General features: G+C 64.7%; 19 protein-coding genes. 18 read left to right on the top strand and 1 reads right to left on the bottom strand.

Features of this window, described 5'->3' with window-relative positions; genetic code table 11:
* Positions 1-195 precede the first annotated feature (195 nt).
* From QWL29_RS26980 to QWL29_RS24995, 5 genes are all read left to right on the top strand, one after another.
* A complete protein-coding gene (locus QWL29_RS26980; protein ID WP_502572780.1) occupies positions 196-405 on the top strand; it encodes a MafI2 family immunity protein in 210 nt (69 codons plus the stop codon).
* Positions 406-885: 480 nt separating this feature from the next.
* A complete protein-coding gene (locus QWL29_RS25010; protein ID WP_305825566.1) occupies positions 886-1,212 on the top strand; it encodes a hypothetical protein in 327 nt (108 codons plus the stop codon).
* A gap of 224 nt (positions 1,213-1,436) precedes the next feature.
* Complete coding sequence (locus QWL29_RS26705; RefSeq protein ID WP_308636171.1) at positions 1,437-1,745, top strand: excalibur calcium-binding domain-containing protein; 309 nt, start codon at positions 1,437-1,439, stop codon at positions 1,743-1,745.
* A 68-nt stretch (positions 1,746-1,813) separates the two neighbouring features.
* On the top strand, positions 1,814-2,425 hold the full coding sequence (locus tag QWL29_RS25000) for an alpha/beta fold hydrolase (RefSeq protein ID WP_305825565.1): 612 nt from the start codon (positions 1,814-1,816) through the stop codon (positions 2,423-2,425).
* A gap of 48 nt (positions 2,426-2,473) precedes the next feature.
* Positions 2,474-2,905: a VOC family protein gene (locus QWL29_RS24995; protein WP_305825564.1), complete on the top strand. Its 432-nt coding sequence runs from the start codon at positions 2,474-2,476 to the stop codon at positions 2,903-2,905.
* A gap of 6 nt (positions 2,906-2,911) precedes the next feature.
* On the opposite strand, the gene fnr is transcribed toward QWL29_RS24995, so the two are convergent.
* Complete coding sequence (fnr, locus tag QWL29_RS24990; protein ID WP_305825563.1) at positions 2,912-3,682, bottom strand: fumarate/nitrate reduction transcriptional regulator Fnr; 771 nt, start codon at positions 3,680-3,682, stop codon at positions 2,912-2,914.
* A 218-nt stretch (positions 3,683-3,900) separates the two neighbouring features.
* On the opposite strand from fnr, the gene QWL29_RS24985 reads away from it, so the two are divergent.
* The 13 genes from QWL29_RS24985 (at position 3,901) to QWL29_RS24925 (ending at position 16,461) form a co-directional block, all read left to right on the top strand.
* A complete protein-coding gene (locus QWL29_RS24985; RefSeq protein ID WP_305825562.1) occupies positions 3,901-5,394 on the top strand; it encodes a cytochrome ubiquinol oxidase subunit I in 1,494 nt (497 codons plus the stop codon).
* 3 nt (positions 5,395-5,397) lie between these two features.
* Complete coding sequence (gene cydB, locus QWL29_RS24980; RefSeq protein ID WP_305825561.1) at positions 5,398-6,405, top strand: cytochrome d ubiquinol oxidase subunit II; 1,008 nt, start codon at positions 5,398-5,400, stop codon at positions 6,403-6,405.
* Entirely contained in the window at positions 6,405-6,575 is a 171-nt protein-coding gene (locus QWL29_RS24975) for a DUF2474 domain-containing protein (RefSeq protein ID WP_305825560.1), read from the top strand. The genes cydB and QWL29_RS24975 overlap by 1 nt, the downstream gene beginning before the upstream one ends.
* 112 nt (positions 6,576-6,687) lie before the next feature.
* Positions 6,688-7,395 (top strand): TorD/DmsD family molecular chaperone, encoded by a 708-nt coding sequence (locus QWL29_RS24970; protein WP_305825559.1) that lies wholly within the window; start codon positions 6,688-6,690, stop codon positions 7,393-7,395.
* Positions 7,388-7,654 carry a twin-arginine translocation signal domain-containing protein gene (locus QWL29_RS24965; RefSeq protein ID WP_305825558.1) on the top strand — a complete coding sequence of 89 codons (267 nt, stop codon included), beginning with the start codon at positions 7,388-7,390 and terminating at the stop codon, positions 7,652-7,654. The genes QWL29_RS24970 and QWL29_RS24965 overlap by 8 nt, the downstream gene beginning before the upstream one ends.
* A 19-nt stretch (positions 7,655-7,673) precedes the next feature.
* Entirely contained in the window at positions 7,674-10,496 is a 2,823-nt protein-coding gene (locus QWL29_RS24960) for a formate dehydrogenase subunit alpha (RefSeq protein ID WP_305825557.1), read from the top strand.
* 27 nt (positions 10,497-10,523) lie between these two features.
* On the top strand, positions 10,524-11,195 hold the full coding sequence (gene fdh3B / locus QWL29_RS24955; protein ID WP_305825556.1) for a formate dehydrogenase FDH3 subunit beta: 672 nt from the start codon (positions 10,524-10,526) through the stop codon (positions 11,193-11,195).
* Positions 11,192-11,407 (top strand): hypothetical protein, encoded by a 216-nt coding sequence (locus QWL29_RS24950; protein ID WP_305825555.1) that lies wholly within the window; start codon positions 11,192-11,194, stop codon positions 11,405-11,407. Before fdh3B ends, QWL29_RS24950 begins: the two co-directional genes overlap by 4 nt.
* Before the next feature lie 9 nt (positions 11,408-11,416).
* A complete protein-coding gene (locus QWL29_RS24945; RefSeq protein WP_305825554.1) occupies positions 11,417-12,532 on the top strand; it encodes a formate dehydrogenase subunit gamma in 1,116 nt (371 codons plus the stop codon).
* Between the two features lie 8 nt (positions 12,533-12,540).
* Positions 12,541-12,993, top strand: a complete 453-nt coding sequence (locus tag QWL29_RS24940) for a hypothetical protein (RefSeq protein ID WP_305825553.1) — start codon at positions 12,541-12,543, stop codon at positions 12,991-12,993.
* Positions 12,990-14,141 carry a DUF3305 domain-containing protein gene (locus tag QWL29_RS24935; RefSeq protein WP_305825552.1) on the top strand — a complete coding sequence of 384 codons (1,152 nt, stop codon included), beginning with the start codon at positions 12,990-12,992 and terminating at the stop codon, positions 14,139-14,141. Before QWL29_RS24940 ends, QWL29_RS24935 begins: the two co-directional genes overlap by 4 nt.
* A 17-nt stretch (positions 14,142-14,158) precedes the next feature.
* Positions 14,159-14,782: a DUF3306 domain-containing protein gene (locus tag QWL29_RS24930; protein WP_305825551.1), complete on the top strand. Its 624-nt coding sequence runs from the start codon at positions 14,159-14,161 to the stop codon at positions 14,780-14,782.
* Positions 14,779-16,461 carry a 4Fe-4S binding protein gene (locus QWL29_RS24925; RefSeq protein WP_305825550.1) on the top strand — a complete coding sequence of 561 codons (1,683 nt, stop codon included), beginning with the start codon at positions 14,779-14,781 and terminating at the stop codon, positions 16,459-16,461. The genes QWL29_RS24930 and QWL29_RS24925 overlap by 4 nt, the downstream gene beginning before the upstream one ends.
* Positions 16,462-16,552 lie beyond the last annotated feature (91 nt).

The raw sequence follows: 16,552 nt of genomic DNA, 5'->3' as shown, positions 1-16,552 counted from the left end.
ATTATTCGTTAAACGCGTTTACGATCAAACGGGACTTGACAGGTAGTGACGTAAATAAATACGAGCGCGTGCGGCCTGAATATCATCGGGCGACACTCGGCATTGGAACTGAGCAGGCGCTACGATAGGACCACTGTCAGTTAGACGCGGATTTCCACGATCTGCGCGATCCGGGCATCTCGTAAGGAACATTCAATGACATCCAGCGATATGCGAGTCCGCGTTTTGCTTAGTGTGCAGCGTGCACTTCTTGGGCACATCGGAATCGCGGTACGCGCGATTGTATGCCGGCGGGCCAAGGATAAAGTCCATGTTCGCACTGTCTTCGACGGCGAGATCAAGGATGACGATGCCGAGGCAATGTCCGAAGCAGAGACCGAAGTACTCGCAGATTTCCCATCTTAGGTGGAAGTCTGCTTTAAGCTTGAACGCTGTGATTATCCGGCCTCGATCAAGCGTGATATTGACGAGGTAGCGGTTTTCCAACGAATGGAAAAGTGAATGCAACTGGGGGGGCTCTTCGGGTCGAGAACGGACGCTACAATACGTCTGTAATTTGCCAAGAGCAGTCGTTCATCATGCAGTCGCCGGTCCAATTGAAATAGTCGGGAGTTAAACAATGAACTACTCCTTCTGGAAAACGGACAAGGTGCGCATCAAATGCTGCAAGCGTTTGAGGTGCAGGACATCGGTTGCATCCGGTACAAAGGCTCAAATCGCGCTATCAAGCTCAGGCTCGTTGCTGTGGGCGAAGGGGATCAGTGCGACGAACTCGATGAAGATCTTCAGCGATTAAATGACGAAGTCAAAGCGGACCTCTGGGGCCGCGCGAAATAGCGATGGCTTGACGACAGCGCCGAACGTCCGCAATGGGGTGGAATAAAAATGATGAATGCACGTCGGGTCCACGCACTCATGACCGCGCACTTTCCGTCAGTCGAACTAGTCACGTTAGATTGGGTGAACGTCCTTGAGACCGATGGCACGATTCGCCGGGAGATCCTTGCTACCCTCATTGACCGGTTTATCTGCGCGGAAGATATTCTCGTCGAGGTGCACCGCAAGCTCGGCGACCTCAAGCAAAGGGACCAGGTGATCCCGTACGTGCAAGAGCATGTTGGCAAAGGCCAAATCAGAATAGCTGATCGAGACTTTCGCGGATATGTTTTGCTTGGGATGAACGGTGTCGCCGCTGGCTGGTCTTCCGCATAGTTTTCACCGCGTAAAACCGTCCATTGCTCGAGATCCGGCTCGGGAAGCAGGCAGACGCCACAATAAGTCCGCAATCAATCTGGATCGAACGCTACAACAGGTCTGCTATTGACAGAGATCCGATAAATAGAGCGCATGCGAGTGATGAGCTTTTTCCGGTATTTACGCTATACTTTGCCCGACTTGTCCTGAACTCCACGTGTCCAGAATCAGCCTTCACGATAATGAGAAAAATAATCCTGCTGGTGATTCTTCTAATCCTGGGTTGGAAGGCTTATGAAAGATATGGCCAGGAATTCAACCAAATAAACGCCACGTCGGAACACGCGTTCAGCGCGCAGTCTGAGCTTGAAGATGCTCCCGACATTGACATCGGATCTGCGAGCCGCTCCAAGTTCACATGTGACGGCCGTGTTTACTGTAGCCAGATGAAATCCTGCGATGAAGCGATATATTTCGTCGAGCATTGTCCCAACGTGAAAATGGATGGCAATCATGATGGCATTCCATGCGAGAAGCAGTGGTGCATCTAGGTTGTAGACGTCCCACGATGGACTAAAGCCACATTCAATAGCTACTGTTATCCATGCAACATTCTCTTATGCCTTCCAAACTGCTTTTCCTTCCCGGCGCACTCGGCAGAGTCGACTTTTGGGTCGCTGCCGCCGAGCGCATGCGGCATCCCGCACAGAAAATGCACTTTGGATGGCCCGGGTTTGGTCCTACTCCGGCCGCGCCCGACGTGAACGGTATCGGCGACCTGGTCGACAAAGTGATTGCCGAACTCGATGCGCCTGGTGCGCTCATCGCGCACTCGATGGGTGGCGTCATCGCCATTCAAGTGGCCTTGGCCCGGCCTGATCTCGTCACCCACCTGATTCTTGCAGAAACATCGGGCGGGATGGATGTGACAGGATCAGGGGCGGTTGATTGGCGGCCGTTCGTGCGCAGCGAATACCCGACACTGCCTGACTGGTTCCTGACTTATCACGAAGACCTGACGGCGCGTCTTTCCGAGCTTCACATGCCAACTTTATTGCTCTGGGGTGACGCCGACCCTATCAGCCCGGTCAAGGTCGGCGAAAAGCTGGCTGCCCACCTGCCGCATGCCGAGCTGCACATCGTCGAGGGCGCAGACCACGACCTGGCGTATACGCACGCGGCACAAGTCGCAGCGCTCATCGATCGACACCTGGGCGCAACCAATCCCTGAAACTGCGGCATACTGGAGCCACCGTTACGCTTGCATGGGAGACGCACCATGGAGACCCAGGAATTACACCGCGGACGCCTGATCGACCACCTGCAACTCGTGGTGCGCGACCTGGCCGCCTCGAAGCGCTTCTACAGCGCCGTGTTCGATGTGCTGGGCATCCCGCTGGGCGGCGAGGGCGACGACTATTTCTGGGCCGACGAGCTGTTTGTCTCCACGCCCGCCAGCGACGCCGCCCAGGGCGAACTCACCGGCCGCCATCACCTGGCCTTCCAGGCCGCCGACCGCGCGATGGTCGACGCGTTCTACGAAGCAGCCCTGAAAGCCGGCGGCAAGGACAACGGCGCCCCCGGCGAGCGCGCCGTCTACCACCCCGGCTACTACGGCGCCTTCGTACTCGACCCCGACGGCAACAACATCGAGGCCGTCTTCCACGGTGACGCGAAACGCAGCGCGCCGTCGGTCAAGATCACCTTCTAATGACGTTCACGCCATCGGCGTGCACTGCTCGGTACCGGCCGCGATCGCCCGCAGGCGCGCCGGTTCCAGCAAGCTCACCTCGCGCTTGTCGACCGCAATCCAGCCCTGCTTCTTGAAGCGCGACAGCAGCCGGCTCACGCTCTCGATGGTCAGCCCGAGGTAATTCCCGATATCCTCGCGCGACATGCGCAGCGCGAAGCTGGTCGACGAGTAGCCGCGCGCCGCATAGCGCGCCGACAAATTCACCAGGAACACGGCGAAGCGCTGCTCGGCGCGCATGTTCCCCAACAGGAGCATGACGTTCTGCTCGCGCGTGATTTCCTGGCTCATGATGCGGTGGAAGTGGCGCAGCAGGGCCGGCACTTCGCCGAACAGTTCTTCCAGCCGCGAGAACGGAATCTCGCACACCTCGCTGTCTTCCAGCGCCACGGCGTCGCAGTGGTGGCGGTCGCCGCTGATCGCGTCCATGCCCAGCAGTTCGCCGGCCATCTGGAAGCCGGTGATCTGCTGCTCGCCTGCCGCGTTGATCTGGTAGGTCTTGAAATGGCCGAAGCGCACGGCGTACAGGCTGCGGAAGGGCTCGCCCATCGCATACAGGCGCTCGTCTTTTTCAAGCCGGCGGCGGCGCCCGATGATCTTGTCGAGCCGGTCGATGTCCGCGTTTTCCAGGCCCATCGGCAGGCACAACTGGTGCATGCTGCAGGCGCTGCAGCTCGCCTTCAGCGCGCCGATGCTGATCGGCGCTGAAACGGAAGCGGAGGAGGTTTCCTGGGTCATCGGCTGGAAAATGAGGTGGCAGTCAATACTGCGATTATAGTCCCGGTCGCTTTTGCAACCCAGCCTTTCGGTTCGCACTGTCTCGCGGAAAGTGTCGATGAAGGGCTGCAAAAGCCCGCCAGAACAAGGCTTGATGCTGCGGGAGCCGTGGAAACTCGCCAATTGTGCGCGCCCACCGTCATGCTAGATTCGGAACACCATCGCCCACAGGAGCATGCATGTTCGGTTTTTCGGCCCTGGATCTGGCACGCATCCAGTTCGCTTTCACGATGTCCTTCCACATCCTGTTCCCGGCCGTGACCATCGGCCTGGCCAGCTACCTGGCCGTGCTCGAACTGTCGTGGCTGCGCACCAGGCGCCAGGTCTACGTCGACCTGTACCACTTCTGGCTGAAGATCTTCGCCGTCATGTTCGGCATGGGCGTGGTGTCGGGCATCGTCATGGCCTACCAGATCGGGACCAACTGGAGCTACATGTCCGAATTCGCGGGCAGCATCATGGGGCCGGTGCTGGCCTACGAGGTGCTGACCGCCTTCTTCCTGGAAGCCGGTTTCCTCGGCGTGATGCTGTTCGGCTGGAACCGTGTCGGCCCGCAACTGCACTTCATGGCCACCGCCATGGTGGCGGTCGGCACCCTGATCTCGGCCACCTGGATCCTGGCCGCCAACAGCTGGATGCAGACGCCGCAGGGTTACGCCATCGAGGGCGGCCGCATGGTGCCCGCCGACTGGCTGGCCATCATCTTCAACCCCTCGTTCCCGTTCCGCCTGATGCACATGGTGGTCGCCGCCTACCTCACCACGGCCCTCATCGTCGGCGCGGTCGGCGCCTGGCAGCTGTTGCGGCGGCGCGACAATCCGGCCGTGCGCAAGATGCTGTCGATGGCGATGTGGATGCTCCTGATCGTCGCGCCGATCCAGACCGTGATCGGCGACTTCCACGGCCTGAACACCGCCGAACACCAGCCGGCCAAGCTTGCGGCCATGGAAGGCCACTGGGAAAACACGCCGGGCGAGGCGGTCGGCCTGAAGCTGTTCGGCATACCCGACATGGAAGCCGAGACGACGCGTTACGCGGTCGAGGTGCCGCACCTGGGCAGCCTGATCCTCACCCACAGCTGGGAAGGCCAGTTCCCCGGCCTGAAGGAATTCGCCAGGGAAGACCGGCCGAATTCGCTGATCGTGTTCTGGAGTTTTCGCGTGATGGTGGGCCTGGGCCTGCTGATGATTCTGCTGGGCGCCTGGAGCCTGTGGCTGCGCCGGGGCGGGCAAATCTTCACGAAGCGCCTGTTCCTGCGCGCCGCCCTGTGCATGGGGCCGGCGGGATTGATCGCCATCTTGGCCGGCTGGGTCACCACCGAAGTCGGGCGCCAGCCCTGGGTGGTCTACGGCGTGCTGCGCACGGCGGACGCGGTATCGCCGCATGGCGCGCCGGCGCTGGCCCTGACGCTGGGGATCTTCGTGGTCGCCTACTTCTTCGTCTTCGGCGCCGGTACCGCTTACGTGCTGCGCATGATGCGTAAGGGGCCGCAGCACTTCGAGCTGCAACGCTCGCCCGAAGGCGGGCCGGGCGAGGGCCGCACGCCGGCGCGGCCGCTGTCGGCGGCGGACGTCGGCAACGATGACGAAGGTACGGGCGAAGGTACGGGCGAAAGCGCTGGCGATGGCGCAGGCCTTGGCATCCACAGCGGCAACGACGGCAAGAGGAGCTGAAGGATGGGCATCGACACCTCGGTCATCTGGGCCGTCATCATCTACTTTGCCGTTTTCATGTACGTGCTGCTCGACGGCTTCGACCTCGGCATCGGCATCCTGTTCCCCTTCGTGAAACAAAAGCGCGACCGCGACACCATGATGAACACCGTGGCCCCGGTCTGGGACGGCAACGAAACCTGGCTGGTGCTGGGCGGCGAGGGCCTGCTGGCGGCTTTTCCGGTAGCCTACTCGATCATCCTCTCGGGCCTCTACCTGCCGCTGATCTTCATGCTGGTGGGGCTGGTGTTTCGCGGCGTGGCTTTTGAATTCCGCTTCAAGGCCAGGGAGGGCGGGCGCCACTGGTGGGACAAGGCCTTCATCGGCGGCTCGTTCACGGCGGCCTTTTTCCAGGGCGTGTCGCTCGGCGCCTTCCTCGACGGAATCGCCGTATCGGGCCGCAGCTATGCCGGCGGCGTGCTCGACTGGATCGCGCCTTTCCCCATCCTGGCAGGCTTCGGCGTCATCATCGCCTACACCCTGCTGGGCAGCACCTGGCTGATCATGAAGACCGAGGGCGAGCTGCATGCGCGCATGGTGCAGGTCGCCAAGCCCTTCGCCCTGATGCTGCTCGCGGCCATCGTGGTGGTCAGCATCTGGACCCCGCTGCGCGACCCGGCAGTGGCGGACCGCTGGTTCACCTTCCCCAACATCCTGTTCTTGTCGCCGGTGCCGATCCTGGTGCTGCTGTCGATTGCGCTGCTGCTCGGCTCGCTCAAGGGCAAGCCGCACCGCTGGCCCTTCGTGGCGGCGCTGGCGCTGGTCTTCCTCGGCTACACCGGCATGGCGATCAGCATCTGGCCGCACATCGTGCCCCCTTACATCACGATCTGGGAAGCCGCATCGCCGCCGTCCAGCCAGGGCTTCGCCTTGGTCGGCACACTGCTGATCCTGCCCATCATCCTGATGTACACGGTCTGGTCGTACTGGGTGTTTCGCGGCAAGGTCAAGGCCGACGCGGGCTACCACTAATGCGCGGCCCGCCTTTCCTGCGATTCCTGCGATTCCAGCATGCGCGTCCGGCGCCGCTCTGGCTGCGCCGCCTGGGCTGGATGTTGGCGTTGTGGGCCGGCGGGGTGGCGGCGCTGTTCCTGGTGGCGTCGCTGATCCGGGCCATCATGCATGCCGCCGGCATGCGCTGACGGGCCCGTGGGCTGTCATTACATATGCAAACGTTTTCCAATCGTGCGCACCTTTGCGAGCTGAGGGAATACACTTTCGATGAAGATTTAATAACGGAGACCATCAGTGTCCATGCAGCCAGCATTCTCTGAACACCCATCCCATCAGGCGCATGACACCGCCCGCGCCGCTGCCGCCTCCGTTGGCGTGGCGCCCCCCTTGTCGAGCGAAGACCAGGCCCGAGCCGACCTGTATGCCCTGGCCGCGCGCCTGCTGCTGGCGCCGCCGGATGCGCGGCTGCTGGCCCAGCTCGGCGCGGCCGACCCGATCCTGGCCGAAGGCGGCGATCCGGCCCTGGAGCGCGCCTGGGAAAAGCTGGTGCTGGCCTCGAACGTGATGGACGCCGATGCGGTACGGGCCGAGTTCGACGCCCTCTTCGTCAGCGACGGCACGCCCAAGATCAATCCCTATGGCTCCCTGTACATCGCGGGCTTCATGAACGACAGCCCGCTGGCCGAGCTGCGCGGCGACCTGGCGCGCTTCGGCATCAAGCGCATGCGCGGGGTCGGCGAATTCGAGGATCACCTGGGCGCGCTGTGCGAAACCATGCGCGTGCTGATCGCGGGCGGCCCTGCGGGCGGCAGCATTATCCGGCGCCAGTCGCACCACGAGCAGCAGGCGTTCTTCGAGGCGCGCATCGCGCCCTGGTACGAACGCTGCCTCGACGATATCGCAGAAGCCGAAGAAGCCAATTACTACTGCCTGGTGGCCGCCTTTGTCGGCGCGCTGCTGGAAATCGAAGCCGACGCCTTTGTGGTGGAAGAGGGCTTCGATGACTGACCGAAAGGATCTCACGATGGACCGCGAACCCGTATCCGCAGCGGCGGCAGGTGTCGGCACAGCCGCCGGCACGCCCGACCCTGCGCGCCGCAGCTTCCTGAAAGCCGCGCCGCTCGGTGCACTGGCTGCTGTTGCGGCCGGCGGCGCCGAAGCCAAGCCGGAAATCAAGCCTGCCGAGGCAGCCAAGCCCGACGTCAAGCGCGGCTACCACGAAACCGAGCACATCCGCCGTTACTACCAGACCGCCGCCTACTGGTGAGCGGTCCCGGAGACCAGTCATGTCGTTAACAAAGAGTACCGCAGTCAAGGGCCTGAAGCGCCGCAAATTCCTGGTCGGCGCGGGCGTCGCGGCCGGCGCCGGCGCGCTGGCGCGCCAGCTGCCGCTGAACGTGATCGAGCCGGCCTCGGCAGCCGACGCGGCGGCCGAGGCCCCCGTGAAAACCGAAATCAAGCGCACCGTCTGCAGCCACTGCTCGGTGGGCTGCTCGGTCGACGCCGTAGTGGCCAACGGCGTCTGGGTGCGGCAGGAAGCGGCCTTCGATTCGCCGATCAACATGGGCGCCCACTGCGCCAAGGGCGCCTCGGTGCGCGAGCACGGCTTCGGCGAGCACCGCCTGCGTTATCCGATGAAGCTGGTGAACGGCAAGTACACCCGCATCTCCTGGGACCAGGCGATCAACGAAATCGGCGACAAGATGCTGGAACTGCGCCAAAAGGCCGGCCCCGACGCCCTGATGCTGATCGGCAGCTCCAAGCACAACAACGAGCAAGCCTATTTGCTGCGCAAGTTCATGTCCTTCTGGGGCTCGAACAACTGCGACCACCAGGCGCGCATCTGCCACTCGACCACCGTTGCCGGCGTGGCCCAGACCTTCGGCTACGGGGCGATGACGAACTCGTTCAACGATTTGCACTACAGCAAGGCGGTGATGTTCATCGGCTCGAACCCGGCCGAGGCCCACCCGATCTCGATGCTCCACTTTTTGCACGCCAAGGAACTCGGCGCGAAGATGATCGTCATCGACCCGCGCTTCACCCGCACCGCGCGTTTCGCCCACCACTATGTGCGCGTGCGTCCGGGCACCGATATCCCGCTGGTCTGGGGCATCCTCTGGCACATCTTCAACAACGGCTGGGAAGACAAGGAATACATCGCCGCCCGCACCTACGGCATGGACGACGTGCGCAAGGAAGTGGCGAAATGGACGCCGGATAAAGTGTCGGACATCACCGGCGTGCCGGAAGCCTCGGTGCGCATGGCGGCCGAGATGCTGGCCAAGAACCGCCCCTCGTCGGTGGTCTGGTGCATGGGCATCACCCAGCACCACGTCGGCACCGCCAACGTGCGCGCGCTGTCGATCCTGCAGCTGGCCCTCGGCAACATCGGCATTCCCGGCGGCGGCGCCAACATCTACCGCGGCCACGACAACGTGCAGGGCGCGACCGACGTCGGCCCCAACAGCGACTCGCTGCCCGGCTACTACGGCCTGGCCGAAGGCGCCTGGAAGCACTTCGCGAACGTCTGGGGCGTGGATTACGAGTGGATCAAGTCGCGCTTCGGTTCCAAGGAACTGATGGAAAAGCCGGGCATCACGGTGTCGCGCTGGTTCGACGCGGTGAACGAGCAAAACCAGTTCGTCGACCAGCCGAGCAACCTGCGCGCCGTGTTCTACTGGGGCCACGCACCGAACAGCCAGACCCGCCTGCCCGACATGAAGGCGGCCATGCAGAAGCTCGACATGCTGGTGGTGGTCGACCCCTATCCGAGCATGACGGCCTCGATGCACGGCCGCACCGATGGCGTGTACCTGCTGCCGGCCGCCTCGCAGTTCGAGACGCAGGGCTCGTGCACGGCCTCGAACCGTTCCATCCAGTGGCGCGAACGCGTCATCATGCCGCTGTTCGAGTGCAAGACCGACCACGAGATCATGTATTTGTTCGCCAAGAAGCTCGGCTTCCATAACGAACTCTGCAAGAACATCAAGGTGGTGCAGAACGAGCCGGTGGTCGAGGACATCTTGCGCGAGATCAACCGCTCGTGCTGGACCATCGGCTACACCGGCTGCTCGCCCGAGCGCCTCAAGCTGCACATGGAGAACAAGCACACCTTCAACCCGACCACGCTGCGCGCGGATCACGGCCCCTGTAAGGGCGACTACTACGGCTTGCCGTGGCCGTGCTGGGGCACGCCGGAAATGAAGCACCCGGGCACGCCGATTCTCTACGACCTGAGCAAGAGCGTGGCCGAAGGCGGCCTGCCGTTCCGCGCCAACTGGGGCGTCGAGCACAATGGCGTGAGCCTGCTCGCGGCCGATGGCTCGGCCAACAAGGACAGCCAGCTCGACACCGGCTACCCCGAGTTCGACCACGTGTTCCTGAAAAAGCTGGGCTGGTGGAACGAGCTGACGCCGGCCGAGCAGGCCATGGCCGAGGGCAAGAACTGGAAGACCGACCTTTCTGGCGGCATCATCCGCGTGGTCATTTCCCACGGCTGCGCGCCGTTCGGCAATGCCCGCGCCCGCGCGAATGTGTGGAACTTCCCCGATCCGGTGCCGACCCACCGCGAGCCGCTGCTGTCGCCGCGCCGCGACCTGGTCGCCAAGTACCCGACCTACGACGACAAGGCGAATTTCCTGCGCCTGCCGACGCTGTACAAGTCGGTGCAGCAGATGGACTTCAGCAAGGACTTCCCGCTGATCATGACCTCGGGGCGCCTGGTCGAATACGAGGGCGGCGGCGAGGAAACCCGCTCGAACCCCTGGCTGGCCGAGCTGCAGCAGAACATGTTCGTCGAGATCAATCCGCACGACGCGGTGCAGATCGGCGCCCGGGTTGGCGAGTTCGTCTGGGTCGAGACCCCGACCGGCGCCCGCCTGAAGATGATGGCGATGGTCACCGAGCGTGTGCCGATCGGCCTGGTCTGGATGCCGTTCCACTTCGGCGGCTGGTGGATGGGAGAGGACCTGGAAAAACACTACCCCGAAGACGGCGCGCCAACCGTGCGCGGCGAGGCGGTGAACACCGGCTGGACCTATGGCTACGACGCCGTGACGATGATGCAGGAAACCAAGGTATCGATGTGCCGCGTGGTGCGGGCATAAGGAAGAGGAGCTGACATGGCCGCGAGGATGAAATTTATTTGCGATACCGAGCGTTGCATCGACTGCAACGGCTGCGTTACCGCCTGCAAGAACGAACACGAAACACCGTGGGGCGTGAACCGCCGCCGCGTGGTCACGATCAACGACGGCGTGCCGGGCGAGCGCTCGGTGTCGATCGCCTGCATGCACTGCACCGACGCACCCTGCCTGGCCGTGTGCCCGACCAACTGCATCTACCATACCGAAGACGGCATCGTCCTGCACAGCAAGGACCAGTGCATCGGCTGCGGCTACTGCTATTACGCCTGCCCGTTCGGCGCGCCGCAGTTCCCGGAAACCGGCCTGTTCAACCACCGCGGCAAGATGGACAAGTGCACCTTCTGCGCCGGCGGCCCGGAACCGGATACCTCGGACGCCGAATTCAAGAAGTATGGCCGCAACCGCATCGCCGAAGGCAAGCTCCCAGCATGTGCCGAAATGTGTGGTACGAAGGCCCTGCTCGGCGGCGAAGCCAACCTGATCGCCGACATCTACCGCCAGCGCGTGGAAACCCGCGGCTACGGCCCGGAACTGTGGGGCTGGAAAATCGCCTACGGCCGTCCGAAGCGCGGCGGCGAGGTCCAGGCGAAAGGCGACTTGCCACGCGTGAACCAGGACATCGGCGACGCCCAGAATGGCGGCGGGAGGTTCCCGCAATGAAAAAGCCCATCTACCTGATCGCGCTGCTGCCGCTGCTGCTCACCGGCTGTCTCGAAGTGGACCAGCATCCGGAATGGATCCGCGGCGAATACGCGGGCAAGACCGACAACCGCCATCCGCAGACGCATTTCCATAACGACCGCCTGGCCTGGTCGGCGGCGATCCAGAACCGCAACCAGAAGCAGAACGAATACAACCGCGCCAACCCATAAGGAGCCGACATGCGAGCGAACCTGTTTGCCCTGCGCGCCATGCTGGCCTTCGCAGTGGTCCTGATCCTGGCGTCGATGCTGCCGTCTGCCTTTGCCGCGGTGCCGAACAACCGGGCCCAGCCGGCCTACGCCGAAGAGCAGACCATGCTGCAGGTCGAGGGCGACACCCAGGCCGCCGAGCCGGGCCTGACCTCGAAGCAGTCGGGACGCGTCCACATGGACCGCCACTACCTCGGCCAGTACGGCAGCACCGAAGCCAACGTCATCGTCCAGCGCGGCGGGAATACATGGCGCCACCTGCGCAACGGGCCGATCGCCTCGATCGCCGGCACCCTGCTGATCGTGGTGCCGCTGCTGATCGTCCTGTTCTACAACACCGTCGGGCCGGCGAAGGAAGAGCCGCGTTCGGGACGCAAGCTGCAGCGCTTTTCGCGCTGGGACATGCAGGTGCACTGGGCCACGGCGATCAGTTTCATCATCCTGGCGATTTCCGGCCTGATCCTCACCTTCGGCAAGAAGATCATGCTGCCCTGGATGGGCCACGATGTGTTCTCCTGGTTCGCCTTCATCTCGAAGTACGCGCACAACTTCATCGGGCCGCTGTTCGTGCTGTGCTCGGTCGTGATGTTCTTTACCTTCCTGCGCCGTAACTTCTTCCACCGCAGCGACGTCGAGTGGATCAAGCAGGGCGGGGGACTGGTCTCGCACAAGCACCCGCCGGCCGGCTACTTCAATGCCGGTGAAAAGGCCTGGTTCTGGGGCGGCGTCGCGCTGCTCGGCCTGGTGATGTCGATCACCGGCCTGATCCTGAACTTCATCACCTTCGGCCAGACCCGCTACATGCTGCAGGTGGCGAACTACCTGCACATCATCGGCGCCACCTTCTACATCGTGGCGGCGATGGGTCACATCTATATCGGTACCTGGGGCACGCCGGGCGCGTACGAAGCCATGCGCCACGGCACCGTCGACGAAGCCTGGGCCAAGGCCCACCACTCGCTCTGGTACGAGCAGGCCAGGCAAGGGATTGCACCGGCCGGTGCACCACCGCCGACGCCGCCGTCGGCTATCCCGCAATCCCCACCACCTGCGCCGCCGTCGCCACGGCCAGGCCCTGCACACTGAGGACTGCAATGAAGCACACGACTTACCTGACTCCCTGTGCGCTGGCGGCATGCCTGCTGCTGGCCGCCGGCTGCAGCAAGCACACGGCGCCCGCCAGCAACGGCGTGATCCAGACCAAGTTCCCCGGCCAGGTGACGGCCGGCGGCGGCACCAGCGGAGAGGTGATCGCCCGCTCAGCCAAGCCGGTGACAGACGCCACCTATGCCGGCGGCACCCCGGGCATCGCCGGCGGCGCGGGCGGGAATACCTCGGGCGCCGAAGTCGGCGGCAGCACGCGCGAAACCGGGCAGGGGCCGACGTCCGGCGTCACCGACCCGTCGGGCAAGATGGGCGCGACCCAGACGCCGACCGGCGAGAACCGCCCGGCCGGCGGCCCGACGGCGCAGGACCTGAACAAGGGCGCGGCCAGCAACGCCGCGCCGCAGGGGCCGGCGCCGAAGCAGCTGGAGGGCAAGCAATGACACGCACGACCATGAAGGCCGCGCCGCTGGCGCTGCTGCTGTCCGCATTGCTGGCCCAGGGCGCCTGGGCGGCGCTGCCGAAACCGCAGCTGACGCCGCAGCAGGAGCAGGCGGCCGCCGCCAAGAAGGCCGAGGCCGACGCCAAGGCAGCCAAGGAGAAGGAACAGCTGGCCGCGTCGATGGATGCGCTGAGCACGCGCTGGCGTACCCAGGCCCCAGGCAAGGGCTGGAAGATCAATCCGCCGACCGCGATTGCCCAGGCGCCGGCGCCAGGCATCCAGCCGCCGCAAACCTTGCCACCCGCCAGCGGTGCGCCTGGCGTGGCCTCGTCCGGCGTCACGCCGCCGCAGGCCGGNTCCGCCGACCGCGATTGCCCAGGCGCCGGCGCCAGGCATCCAGCCGCCGCAAACCTTGCCACCCGCCAGCGGTGCGCCTGGCGTGGCCTCGTCCGGCGTCACGCCGCCGCAGGCCGGCGTGCCCGCGCCGGCGCCGGCGGGCGCCGCCCCCGGCACCGCGGCGGCAGCGCCTGGTCATGGCGCGGCGCCCCTCAGCCCGCAGGCCCTGCAATCGGCCAACGTGCCGGTGAAGAGCGAAAAGCTCGGCACCGCGGCGCCGAGCAAGGACGTCAAGACGCGGCCGACGCAGTCGGTACCGAAGGGCGCCTCGCCGGCAGTGGACCGGGGCAATGCAGACGCGGTGAAGAACCGATGAAAAAAGCCGGCATGCCGATTGCGGTGATCATGCAGCGCCGCGCCGTCCAGCACATCTGGGCCGACGAAGCCTGGGCGGCCGTGGGCGTCGTGCCCGACCGCGGCAATTTGCCGCCGCTGCAGGTGCTGAGCGAAAGCCCGGAGCGCGACTACTACCTGGTGTCGGGGCTGGAGCTCGAGCTCTACACCGACGAGCACGAGGGCTATTACGAAAACGCGATGGCGCCGGAATCGAAGGTGTTCGTGCTGTGGCGCATGGAAAAGGGACGGGCGATGCCGGTGCGCGCCTCGGTCAGCTACGTCGAGGGCACGCGCATGTTCGATTCCGGCGAGTCGGCCGACGGCGTGACCATGCCGGCCGAGATCTACGCCTGGCTGGCCGGCTACCTGCGCGACAACTACCAGCCGAAGCCGCGCCGCGGCCGCCAGCACGGTTAACGGCGGAACAGGACAATATGCCAGGTGATGGATTCCTGAGGCGCTGGTCGCGCCTGAAGGCGAGCGGCGGGGAAGCCGAGGCACCGGAACGTCCGGTATCGCCTCCTGTGCCCGCACCGCCTGCTCCCGTATCCACGCCAGTCGCGGCCCGTGCCGAAGCGCCGCCCGAGAGCCGGCCGCTGCCGACGCTCGAAGACGCGGCGCGCCTGACCCCCGACGCCGACTTTTCCAGTTTCGTCGCCCGCGACGTCGACAAGTCGGTCCAGCGCCTGGCCCTGAAAAAGCTGTTCGCCGATCCGCACTTCCACGTGATGGATGGCCTCGACATGTACATGGACGACTACAACGTACCGAGCCCGGTATCTGCCGCGATGCTGGCCGCGCTCGACCATGCACGCAGCGCGCTGCGCTATCCGGATGCCGAAAAGCCGGCGGACGAAGCGGCGCCGGCCGCCGTCGACCATGCGCCGGCAGCCAGCGCCGAGGCCGACCCGGATGCCGAAGCCAAGCGTGTGGGCGTTGCGTCCGCTGGCGCGGATAATGTGCCTGATACCGAAGTGCAAGACGCAGGCGCGATCACCATCGCAGCAGCGCCGGCACCCCCAGCCGCACATCAGCAATCCCTGCAAGGACAAGCATGAACATCCGATTCCTAGAAGGGCAGGCCGGCGATCCGCTGCAGGAACGCCGCAATGCCCTCGCCAAGACCGCTGCCATCCTGGCGGCGGACGCCATCGGCCCGGTCGAGGCCATCTCCTCGGTCAGCTACCGTTCCACTGGCCGCACTTTGGTCGTCGGCAGCGCCGCCCAAGCCTTGCCCTGGGCCGACTACCTGGCCACCGCCTTGTCGGTGACGGTGCTGCTGCTCGATGGCGACGAGTCGCCAGTCGAGCGTGGCTACCCGGTGTTTGCGGCGCGCGCCGTGGGCGTCGGCGGCTGGCTCGGCGCCTTCGAGGCGCGCTGGCAAACCGCTGGCCAGCCGCAGCAGCAGGCCAAGTTCGATCTCGTATTCGACCTCTGCCCCAGTCCCTTGATCGCGACCCACCAGCACCCGCACGGTTACTATGCCCCCGGCCCGGACGACGCCGCGCGCCGCACCGCCGCCGCCGAGATCATGGAAATGACCGGCGAATTCGACAAGCCGAAATACTTCAGCTACAAGGAGCGCATCTGCGCCCACAGCCGCAACGGCCAGCAGGGCTGCAACGCATGCGTGACGATCTGCTCGGCGCAGGCGATTGCCAGCGCCGGCGACAAGATCCGCGTCAATCCCTACCTGTGCGCCGGCTGCGGCGCCTGCACCACCGTCTGCCCGACCGGCGCCATCAGCTATGCCTTCCCGACCGCGGCGCACACGGGCAGCCGCATCAAGGCCGCGTTGAATGCCTACTTCGAGGCCGGTGGCCAGGACCCGGTTCTGCTGTTCCACAGCGAAGCCGGCCTGCCGCTGCTGGAAGCCGTGCAGGGCGAGGGCAGCCTGCCGGGCCGTGTGATTCCGCTGGCGCTGCACCACACCGCGTCGACCGGCATCGACGTCTGGTTCTCGGCGCTGGCCTATGGCGCGGTCGGCGTCACGGTGCTGATGACGGGCGAAGAGGCGCCGCAGTACGCGGCCGCGCTCGACCACCAGATGGGCATCGCGCACACCGTGCTCGATGGCCTGGGCTATGCCGGCCCGCACTTCCAGCTGCTGCGCGTGAGTACGCCCGGCGAACTCGGCGTCGCCCTCGGCTATGTGCCGCGCGGCGCAGCCCCGGCCGGGCGCGCCACTTTCAACCTGGCGGCTGACAAGCGCAATACGCTGGACTACGCGCTCGACCATTTGCATCGCCACGCGCCGCAGCAGCCGGTCGACGTGGCGCTGCCGACCGGCGCACCGTTCGGGGCGATCGCAGTCGATACCAAGAAGTGCAGCCTGTGCATGGCCTGCGTTGGCGTCTGCCCGGCGTCGGCCGTGATGGACACGCCGGATTTGCCGCAGCTGCGTTTCGTCGAGCAGAACTGCGTGCAGTGCGGGCTGTGCGCGAATACCTGCCCCGAGGATGCGATCACCCTGGTGCCGCGCATGACTTTCGGCGACACGCGCCGCAAGACCGTGGTCCTGAACGAATCCCAGCCCTTCCACTGCATCCGCTGCAGCAAGCCCTTCGGCACGCTGCACATGGTCGAGAACATGCTGTCGCGCCTGTCGCAGCACAGCGCCTTTGCCGGCAAGCTCGATCGCCTGAAGATGTGCGGCGACTGCCGCGTGATCGACATGATGCAGCCGGAAGGCGAGTTCGCGGTGCAGATGCGGCGTGCGCCGGTGTCGCCGAACTGAGGTGGCGGCGACGGCGGTGATGGTGATGTCCCGCGAGGCCAAATCAGACCGTATCTATGGACTCCACCCGTTTTGCAAGAAGAAGATTGAA

The sequence above is a fragment of the Massilia brevitalea genome, assembly GCF_030711405.1.
Lineage (GTDB): Bacteria > Pseudomonadota > Gammaproteobacteria > Burkholderiales > Burkholderiaceae_D > Telluria > Telluria brevitalea.
Note: the sequence above shows the minus strand (reverse complement) of the source record. Positions and strands in the feature narration are given on the sequence as shown.